Source organism: Acinetobacter sp. Res13-Abat-PEC15-P4-01, assembly GCF_015676285.1.
In the GTDB taxonomy this organism is placed as follows: Bacteria; Pseudomonadota; Gammaproteobacteria; order Pseudomonadales; family Moraxellaceae; genus Acinetobacter; species Acinetobacter nematophilus.
Genome location: NZ_JADAIN010000027.1, coordinates 23,970 through 34,486, shown reverse-complemented (window position 1 = coordinate 34,486; position 10,517 = coordinate 23,970). Strand labels below are relative to the sequence as shown.

Below are 10,517 nucleotides of genomic sequence, written 5' to 3'. Positions count from 1 at the left end.
AATTCATTAGAATAAATACATAGTTATTTCAAATCATCAATTAATATTAAACTAATATTGATCTGCCTTGGTTATTCTGATTAAACTCGGATCATCAGCTTCTCGCGCCAAACGCTCCACATGGGTTGTTGCTGTTTTTATCACTCTACCATCTTTAAATAAAATCATTTCACCAGGTTTATACGCTGTCCATATTTCATTTTGTGTTAATGGTTCAGTCGTTATAACAGCAACACGATCTTCTTTGGTGGTGAATTGACTAAAATCAATATCGACATCGATATCAATTAGACGCGCATATTTAAATGGATATTCTCTAACAATCCAATGCAATTTTGTGGTCGCATAACTGAATAAAGCTTGCCCATTTGAAAGACAGAAATTAAAAGTGCCATATTCAGCAATTTTAGGAGAGATTTCTTCGAGCAAAGCAAAAATATCATTTAAACTCGGCTCAAAATAACCAAATCTTAGAACCAGTTGCTCAAGTAAATAGCAAAATGCCAATTCACTGTCTGTACTGCCTACAGGCGTAAAGCGCCCTGATAAATGTGGATGAAAATTATGTAAGTCACCATTGTGTGCGAAAATCCATTGTCTTCCCCACAGTTCCCGAATAAAAGGATGTGAATTTTCTAAGGTGATTTTACCTTGTGTTGCTTTACGAATATGCGCAATCACATTCCGTGATTTAATCGGATAATTACGTACCAACTCAGCAATCGGTGATACCACTGCGGATTGATTATCTACAAATAGACGGCAGGCTTTATCTTCAAAAAATGCGATACCAAAACCATCAGAATGATCAGAGGTAATTCCTGCACGTTGAGAAAACCCACGAAACGAAAATGTAATATCGGTAGGTGTAGCACAGTTCATTCCAAGCAATTGGCACATAATGTATTCATACAGCGTTTTATTTATAAGAATATTGTGCATGACTCCGCCTCGGCTTGCAAATCTCAATAACTGAAAATAACAGCAACCAAGCGGATATTAGAGCAATAAATTAAATCCATTAATGGCAAAAAAGGGACAGTATCCTGTTTCCATCCCCATCCTGCCCCTATAAAAACTTAAAAATATCCCAATGAACTATGCTTAGCGATTGACCATTTTATTAAGCACAAATTTCTTTGCGACTTCATTTACATCAAGAAATACAAAATAATCCAGGCAGTTGAATGCTTCATCATGATATGCCTGTTTTGATAAGCGCGCATTCATTTTTAAATACACATCAAATAGTTTTGGAATTCTTTCATCTTGCGGAAAACTATATTCTGGATGGCTGGGTTCAAAAGCAGGTTTAGCCTTAACATCAATCGACTGTTTGGCATTCATTTTTTTAAGATGTTGGTGGGTGTAGTAAGCACGTGCTTTATTATCTTCCAAGCGGATGCTGACACAGCCCATCAGATGTTTGGCTTTCATTTTCCAAAGTACCGTAGGGACTAAATTTAACCATAGCATCGACAGTGCACGTCCATTACGATAGCGAGGATGGACACAGGTACGCCCAATTTCAACAATATTTGATAAGTCTGAGAACTGTGAAACATCAAATTCTTGCGCGCTATAACTACGCGCAAGTTCATGTCCTTGGATCAATTTTAAACGGGTATAAGCCACAATTTCATTGCTCCACTTGTCTCGTAATACGGCATGTTCACAATCAAGGTCATAAAGATCTTGGTCTAAACCGTTTTCAAAGTGGATGCCAAACTGATCTGCAAATTGGACTGCTCGGAATTTTTGTACTTCTTTGAGCTGTTTAAGGTCTTCAACCCATTCAAATTTATATTGTGACTGTGCTTTTTTAGGTTTTGGTAAAGGTAAATTGAAGTTCTGGAAGTTCTGGCGATACTGATTTAATTTTGCGAACATATTTTAGACTCCTTGAGCTTTTACTTACACTAGGCAATCCACATGACACTTATATGACGAAAAAATGACCATTTAAAAACACAGTACAAATGGTCAATAGGCGATAAATCCATGGACCAATAAAAAGCCAGTGTAGAGACACTGGCTTTGCTCATATCAAAACTAAATTTATACTTTATTGGGCTTTGAGCGATTGGTAATCAAAGTCCCTACACCATGATCGGTAAAGATTTCCAACAAGGTTGCATGAGGCACTCGCCCATCAACAATATGTGCACTGACGACACCGCCTTTCACAGCATCTAAAGCACACCCCACTTTTGGAATCATGCCGCCATAGATCACCCCTGTTTCAATTAGACGATCAACTTCTTGCGTACTGAGGCCAGTAAGTAGATTTTTATTTTCATCTAAAACACCACTAATATTGGTCAACAAGATCAGTTTTTCAGCGCCCAAAGCTTCAGCCACTTTACCTGCCACCAAATCCGCATTGATGTTATAAGTTTGACCATCTTCATCCACACCAAGTGGCGCAATGACAGGAATAAAATCACTTTGTGTGAACATTTCCAAGACATCCGTCTTTACGCCAGTCACTTCTCCAACAAGACCTAAGTCAATCTGAGCCACTGTACCATCTTCTTTGGTTTTTTCCATCAACAGCTTTTTGGCACGTAATAAATTGCCGTCTTTACCGGTTAAACCAATTGCGCGACCGCCATGCTTATTGATCAAGTTGACGATTGACTTATTCACACTCCCGCCTAAAACCATTTCAACCACTTCCATGGTCGCTGGATCAGTGACACGCATTCCATCAATACGATCAGACTCACGCCCCAACTGTTTTAATAAGGAATCCACTTGCGGACCACCGCCATGTACAACAATGGGATTTAAACCGACAGTCTTCAACAAGACAATATCGCGTGCAAATGAACTTTCCAATGCCGGGTCAGTCATTGCATTGCCACCATACTTCACCACTAGCGTTTTACCTGAAAAGCGTTGAATATACGGCAAAGCTTCTGTCAAAATTTGTGCTTTGTCGATGCCAGTGTGCTGGTGTGGCATTCGTCTCTCCTTAAATGAGCTATAGCGACTAGACCGATGGGTACGGATCGTATAAGAAATCAGTGCGCCTGTAAAATATCTTGGGCGATCATAGGATAGCGATGACTGAGCATAGACGCAAATGTCTGACGGATCTCATCCAAACGATTTTGACAGTCCGCATCAAAACGGACGGTAAAATATTCCCCCGTATTGGATGCGCGAATAATGCCGAATCCATGTTCAAAATCAAGTCGAACTCCATCAATTTTACTTAATTCAGCACCAAACTGATGACTGAGATGCTCAATTTCATTCAGGACAATTTTTGGATCAGTATGATGGGTACTGATGTAGGTATCTTCAGTATAAAAACGATCAGGGTAACATGCTAAAATTTCTGACAATGTGGCTTGCGGAAAATGGCATAAGTATTCCATCACACGCAAAGCGGCATATAAACCATCGTCATAGCCAAGACCACGCCCATCATTAAACACATAATGACCCGCATATTCTCCACCAAACACAGCCTGTCCTTTGGACTGAGACATATACTTGCGTAAAAAACTACTGCCTGTACGGATCATTTTCGCTTGTCCACCCAAGCGCTCAACAGCCTGACGCACCATAGAGGAACATTTCACATCAAAAACAATTTCATGTTGCGGATGATCTTTTAAACACATTTGTGCAAATAATGCCAAGAGTCGATCAGCCGAAATGATATGCGCATTTTCATCGAGTAAAACAACCCGATCTCCATCACCATCCAAGGCAATCCCAATATCAGCTTGATGATTGAGTACATTCTGGCGTAATAATTCCAGATGTGTCGCTTGTGATGGATCAGGTGCATGATCGGGAAAGTTGCCATCTGCATTACAACGCAATGCAATCACATCGCAGCCGAGTTTCTTCAACACAAGATTGGCACAAAATCCAGCTGAACCATTCAAACCATCAATTACCACTTTTAAAGGTCTTTTTAATTGAATATCGTTCAGTAATGTAGATTGATAAGATAAACAGAACTGGGATTTAATTTGATGCGATGGGGTTTGAAACTGTGATTGTTGCACGAATTCCACAAACTGCAAATTTTGCAGATATTGCGCCGCTTGAACCCCAATATGTTGGATCATTTCTGGAGATGGTGGCTCAGACTGGATAATCCATTTTATGCCATTATCCGTTTTAGGGTTATGACTGGCAGTCACCATAATGCCATTTCCCTGTGTGTTACGTGCGGCAAAATACAACTGCGGTGTGGAACAACAGCCAATTTCCGTTACATCTATGTCTTTATGTTGAAATACTTGTCTGATAATTTGAGCAAAAACCGGGCTGCTTAAACGTGCATCATAGCCCAAAGCCACTTGTGATTGACCCTTTTCAATGAGTTGATTTGCCAAGGCATCAGCAATGCCCTGAATTAACTCAGGTTTCATCATTTCAACTTTTCCACGAATGTCATATGCACGGAAAATTTGAAAAGGAAAATCATTCATTTTCATCATAAGCAAAAACTTCTATTTGCCAACCCACTATTATTACTCAACTTCCATTTTGGTCATGATGAGTAAACAATTCATTTATTTAAGAATTTATTCTAGGGTTCAATGCAATTTATCTACAAATTCTTCCTAATATATTCAGTTTTCTACTGGGTTTTATACATACTTTTTGTTACATATCAAAAAACAGTTTAAAAAGCCTGATCATTCAGGCTTTTTAAACAAGTATTAAAACGGCTAGTTTTTGCCTGTGTGACCAAAGCCACCAGCGCCGCGTTCTGTCGCCTCAAACTCATCCACAATATCAAATTGTGCTTGAATCACAGGAACCAACACATACTGTGCTAAGCGCTCACCTGGTTCTAAGCTAAAGGTTGTTTGACCACGATTCCACACCGAAACCATCAATTCACCTTGATAATCTGAATCAATCAATCCAACTAAATTACCCAATACAATCCCATGTTTATGACCTAAGCCCGAACGCGGTAAAATTAAGCCGGCAAATTGAGGATCTTCGATATAGATAGCCATTCCTGTTTTCACTAAAACGGTTTGACCCGGTTCAATTTGAATCGCCTCATCTACACATGCGCGCAAATCCAAACCCGCAGAGCCTGTGGTTGCATATGTAGGCATCGGCCATGCCTGACCTAAACGTTGATCAAGTACCTTTACCTGAACTTTCATATTGAAATCCTTGCTTAAATAAAAAGTTAAACGCACTTTGTTTTCTTGCAAAGTTGACTGTGTATTGACAAACAGATCAACAACGCAAGCAAAGTGCATATTTTAAAATCAGCGCTTTAATAACGCTTTTAGATTCTGTAAATACTGTTGAGCCTGTTGTTTAGGATCAACATTTTCAGCAAGTTTTTTCTTACGACCTAACCAATCCAATTCGTCTTGTGGGAGTTCATCTAAAAAGCGACTCGGTGTCATTTGCTTCATTTGTCCACCGTTTTTACGCTGCTCAGCCAAGGTTAAAGTCAAACCCTGCTGGGCACGGGTAATGCCCACATACATCAGACGGCGTTCTTCCTCAATGGTTTCTGCAGCAATCGAGTTCTTATGCGGCAACAGCTCTTCTTCTAAGCCCATGATGTAAACAAAAGGGAATTCCAAACCTTTTGAAGCATGCAATGTCAAAAGATTGACTTTGTCTATGTCTTCATCTTCCTGTTGCTGCTCCAACATATCCAGTAAAACCATTTTACGAATCACACTTTCAATGTTCTTTTCATCTACATCTTCTGCACGATTGATTAAACTCTGGATACTGGTATACAGAGTTTCAACATTATCAAGTTTGGTTTTTTCTTGCGCTGGTGTCGCCGCGGTTTCACGGAGATAGTCAATATAACCAGCTTCATTCATCATTTGACGAATTTTAGGCACAGGTTCATCGTCATCCAAAAGCTCACGGGTAAAATCATTGATAAAACCCGCGAATTCTGCCAACTGTGTTGTTGCTTTTTTTGGCATCACCATTGTCAAACGCTGATCGCTGGCTGCAGCTAATAAAGACAGGTGATTTTCCTGTGCGAACAGCCCCAATTTTTCCAATGTCACTGGTCCAATGGCGCGTTTAGGGGTATTGATAATACGTAAGAATGCACTGTCATCTTCAGGATTGATAATGACACGTAAATAACTCATGACATCCTTAATTTCAGCACGTCCAAAGAACGATTGTCCACCGGATAACTTATAGGGAATCTGCATTTGTCGAAGTTGGGTTTCCAACACACGAGCTTGGAAGTTACCGCGATAAAGCACCGCATAATCCTTCCAATTCTTACCATTCATTAATTTATGCGTAAGCAGATCTTTTACAACACGTTCCGATTCATCATCATCATTGCGGCAAGTAATGACTCGAATCACTTCACCATGCCCTTTATCACTCCATAATTTTTTATCAAAAATATGTGGATTGTTTTCGATTACATGGTTGGCTGCTTTTAGAATACGGCTGGTTGAACGATAGTTTTGTTCAAGCTTGATCACTTTTAAATTACGAAAATCTTCTTTAAGTAATGCCATGTTTTCAGGTTTTGCCCCACGCCATGCATAAATGGACTGGTCATCATCGCCTACGGCAGTGAATTGCCCCATCACCCCAACCAAGAGTTTTACCAAAATATATTGGGCAGTATTGGTATCTTGATATTCGTCTACCAACAAATAACGTACTCGATTCTGCCAACGATCGCGCACTTCTGCATTTTCTTGCAATAGACGTGTTGGCATCACAATCAAATCATCAAAATCTACTGCATTATAAGCACGCAGATTGCGCTCATATAACTGATACAAATGGGCAAATTGGACATCTTCGGGTGTTTCACACGTTGTATGAGCTTGCTCAGGAACAATCAGATCATTTTTCCAGTCTGAGATCTTTTTCATGGCTTTGGCAATCAAATCTTTGCTCTCTGCACCTGATAAGTTATCACGGTGCATTAAATCCATGAGGATTCGTTTACAGTCATCCGCATCCAGAATAGAAAAATTATTTTTAAGTGGGGTATTTTTAAGCTCTATACGCAGTAGATTTAAACCAAAAGTATGGAATGTAGATACAGAAAGTCCTTTACCTTCTTCTTTACCCAACAATTTTCCTACACGCTCTTTCATTTCACGGGCAGCTTTATTGGTAAAGGTCATCGCTGTAATCCTGTGCGCAGGAATACCACACTGCTGAACAAGATAGGCAATTTTTCTTGTAATTACTGAGGTTTTACCTGAACCCGCCCCTGCAAGTACTAACAAGGGTCCTTGAGTATATTTCATGGCTTCAAGTTGCTTGTCATTCAGTTGACTTGCTTTCGACATTGTTCATCCTCTTAAAACTTCGAGCTCGATTATAGTCATCTAAAGTAGACTTGCAAAACGCTTAATTAGAATTTTTCCGACTATTCATCCAAGTCAAGATGATTCACTTTAAAATTGGAACATGCGATGTTCTGTCTTATTTATTAAAGTTTCATCAATCTTCATGTTGATATGATGAAAAAATATTGTTTCATCATCAAAAATTAAAAGTGCCAGGCGAATAGCCGTTTTTCAATGCAAGCACATAAAAAAAGGAATCATCACAACGATGATTCCTTTTGGAGATTTAAACTAGAAAAATGAAATATTATTTTTCTTAGTTTGCAGCGTAGATGCTGATCTCTACACGACGGTTTTGCTCACGACCAGCAGCAGTTGAGTTATCTGCGATTGGGTTCTGAGCACCATAACCTTGAGTATCGATACGGCTAGCTACACCTTTGCCTTTCAGATAGTTTGCTACTGAATACGCACGGTTTTGAGACAATGGAATATTGATTGAATCATTACCTGTATTATCAGTATAACCAGTTACAAGAATTACACTCTTGTTATCTTCCATTAAAGTTTGAGCAACTTTGTTCAAAGTACCGTAGAAGTTTGGTTTAATTGTTGATTTATTGGTATCAAAAGTAATGCTACCAGGCATAATCAATGCCACAGAACCATCTGGATTACGGTTAACTTCTACACCAGTACCCTGCATTTGCTGGCGTAATTTTTTCTCTTTATTGTCAAGGTAAAGACCAGCACCCGCACCTAAAAGTGCGCCAATTGCTGCTGCACGGTTGTTTTGTGCAGAACTGTTTGCATTACCACGAGACAAACCATAACCTGCAGCCGCACCGATCAAACCACCTAAAGCAGATTTGTCGTATTCCATACCGCCAATGTTATTGCCAGTGGTTTGACAGCCAGAAAGTACGAGAGCCCCAGCTGTAAGAGTTGTAATTAATAGTGCACGCATTGCATGCCTCCAAGTTGTGTTTTTTGTTGAACTAATTTTGGTATAAAAAACAAAGCGCCACTATAGACATTTTGTTAAAATTCACATTTTTTTTTACATTTTGTAATATTTGCAACAATATTAACAAAACTGATCATCATAATTTATACATAGTCGTTAAATGTACCTTTTTAAATTAAAACGTAACGACTATATTGTGTACTTTGAGCACACATTCACAATAAATCACTAGGACTGTTTTATGTCATCTCAGCAGCAGAAGCAACCTATTTTAAAAAAAATTACGAAAGGTCTAACCGTGGGTACAGTGATCACTGGGAGTACTTTTTTTCATGGTCCGCCAGTTCTTGCTTTAGGTCTGACCAAATTGTTTAAAAAGTCCAAGAAAGTGGATGAAACCAATATTAATATCACCAATAGCTGGCTTGGTATTAACAACTGGTTGATTGACCATGTTCTACCAGAAACACAATGGGATATCAGTGTCGATGACAACCTAGATCTCAATATGCAGGGACGTTATTTAATGACCTGTAATCACCAGAGCTGGGTAGATACCACAGTTAACCAATACTTTGGTTTAACCCGTATGCCTTTGACCCGTTTTTTCACGAAATGGGAACTCATTTTTATTCCTTTCGTTGGGCAAGCTTTTAAAATTCTGGGCTTCCCAATGATGAAGCGACATAGTAAGGAACAAATTGCAAAAAATCCAGAACTCAAATATCGAGATATGGAGGAAGCCCGAAAAGCCTGTGAGCAATTACTCAGCCAACCATTTACTCTTTTAAACTATTTGGAAGGTACTCGATTTACCCAACAAAAGCACGATCAACAAAACTCTCCTTTTACACACTTGCTCAAACCCAAAGCTGGTGGATTAGCACTTGCTTTAAATATTTTGGGTGATCAAATTGATGCATTGGTGGATATGACCATTGTTTATCCAGATGGTGCACCTGGTTATGGTGAATTTTGGCTGGGTGAAGTTCCCCGGATCGCTGTAAATATGCGTAAAATTGAAATTCCAGATTGGGTACTGGGCGGGAACTATGAAGATGATGCGGAATATCGTCAACGTTTTCAAAATTGGGTGGATGAGTTATGGGCTGAAAAAGATCAGTTGATCAGCACCATTAAAGAAAAATATAAAAGCTAATCTCAGCTTTTTATAAATTCAATGTAAAGGATTGGCATGACAGAGCAAGTTAACGCCCCTCAACAGGGAACACAACCCAAACAAGAGATGTCACGAGGATGGTGGATTTCATTTGGTTATGACATCTTTATGATGTTTATCATTGTTTTTAACTTGTTCTGTTTATGTGCCAATGCCTTTTTAATGAGCAATTTTGGCGATTGGCTGTTTAATGAAATTCGCCTGCCACAAGTGTTACAGTACTACAAAACGGATTTACATCCTTGGGTCATAAAAACAGAAAGTTGGTTTATTACTTTCTTAGTCGTTGAGTTAGGTATCCGTTGGTTGATTGCAATCATCAACAAACATCATGCACGCTGGTTCTTTTTTCCCTTTATTCACTGGTATGAAATTTTAGCCATTATTCCCTATCTACGTTTTTTACGTTTAATTCGGGCAGGCATCATTGCTTATCATTTTCATGAACTTGGCTATAAGGTCATTCCTGACAGCATCATGAAACGCATTATCTTTTATTACCGTGTCTTGATGGAAGAACTTTCTGACCGTGTTGTGATCACTGTGATTGATGGTATCAAACATGAACTTGACACCAGTTCAAGTCATAAAAAGATCATTCATGATTTGGTAGATCATCACCGGGAACGTTTTGCACAGACGCTGGCTGAAATTTTACAAGAATCTTTGGCTGTAGAATTAAAAGCGCAAAGCGCTCAAATTACCCACAATGTCGGTCAAATTGTTCGCCAAGCCATTGAGGATACTCCCCAACTCACCCAATTATTAAGACTGATTCCTATTGCTGGCAGTAGGATTGAAAATCAAATTCAAAATATTGGACAACAGCTGGGAGAAAACATTACCCAAGGGTTAGTGCAGCCATTTATCCAAGGCAGCGTCCAAAATCCAAATGCAACCTATCAACTTATTTCTACGAAACTTAGCCAGATAAATATTGAAAATCAGCACCTTGAAGAATTAGTTGAATCTGTCGTCTATGAAAGTTTAGAATCATTGAGAAAGCAAGTGAAAGTAAAACAATGGCAAATTGAATTAGAAAAAAATGATCAGATCAAAGATTGAGTGA

The 10,517-nt window shown here is 39.0% G+C and carries 9 protein-coding genes; 2 read left to right on the top strand and 7 right to left on the bottom strand.

Annotated elements, in window-relative coordinates; all coding sequences use genetic code 11:
• Nucleotides 1–51 precede the first annotated feature (51 nt).
• The 7 genes from IMO47_RS11265 to IMO47_RS11235 all read right to left on the bottom strand — a co-directional run bounded on the left by IMO47_RS11265 (nt 52) and on the right by IMO47_RS11235 (nt 8,268).
• Nucleotides 52–900 carry a class II glutamine amidotransferase gene (locus IMO47_RS11265; protein ID WP_196074723.1) on the bottom strand — a complete coding sequence of 283 codons (849 nt, stop codon included), beginning with the start codon at nt 898–900 and terminating at the stop codon, nt 52–54.
• Between the two features lie 204 nt (nt 901–1,104).
• Complete coding sequence (locus tag IMO47_RS11260; RefSeq protein WP_196074708.1) at nt 1,105–1,890, bottom strand: GNAT family N-acetyltransferase; 786 nt, start codon at nt 1,888–1,890, stop codon at nt 1,105–1,107.
• A gap of 168 nt (nt 1,891–2,058) precedes the next feature.
• The gene (gene argB / locus IMO47_RS11255) at nt 2,059–2,967 is read right to left on the bottom strand and encodes an acetylglutamate kinase (RefSeq protein ID WP_196074707.1); all 909 of its coding nucleotides are present in this window, start codon (nt 2,965–2,967) and stop codon (nt 2,059–2,061) included.
• Between the two features lie 59 nt (nt 2,968–3,026).
• The gene (locus IMO47_RS11250; RefSeq protein WP_196074706.1) at nt 3,027–4,466 is read right to left on the bottom strand and encodes a phosphomannomutase/phosphoglucomutase; all 1,440 of its coding nucleotides are present in this window, start codon (nt 4,464–4,466) and stop codon (nt 3,027–3,029) included.
• A 234-nt stretch (nt 4,467–4,700) separates the two neighbouring features.
• Entirely contained in the window at nt 4,701–5,153 is a 453-nt protein-coding gene (gene dut / locus IMO47_RS11245; protein WP_196074705.1) for a dUTP diphosphatase, read from the bottom strand.
• A gap of 108 nt (nt 5,154–5,261) precedes the next feature.
• A complete protein-coding gene (locus tag IMO47_RS11240) occupies nt 5,262–7,301 on the bottom strand; it encodes a UvrD-helicase domain-containing protein (RefSeq protein ID WP_196074704.1) in 2,040 nt (679 codons plus the stop codon).
• Nucleotides 7,302–7,617: 316 nt separating this feature from the next.
• Nucleotides 7,618–8,268: an OmpA family protein gene (locus IMO47_RS11235; protein ID WP_196074703.1), complete on the bottom strand. Its 651-nt coding sequence runs from the start codon at nt 8,266–8,268 to the stop codon at nt 7,618–7,620.
• Between the two features lie 241 nt (nt 8,269–8,509).
• Here IMO47_RS11235 and IMO47_RS11230 point away from each other — a divergent pair, with 241 nt between their 5' ends.
• On the top strand, nt 8,510–9,427 hold the full coding sequence (locus tag IMO47_RS11230) for an acyltransferase (RefSeq protein WP_196074702.1): 918 nt from the start codon (nt 8,510–8,512) through the stop codon (nt 9,425–9,427).
• An 87-nt stretch (nt 9,428–9,514) separates the two neighbouring features.
• Entirely contained in the window at nt 9,515–10,513 is a 999-nt protein-coding gene (locus IMO47_RS11225) for a preprotein translocase subunit SecA (protein ID WP_227552383.1), read from the top strand.
• Nucleotides 10,514–10,517: the final 4 nt, after the last annotated feature.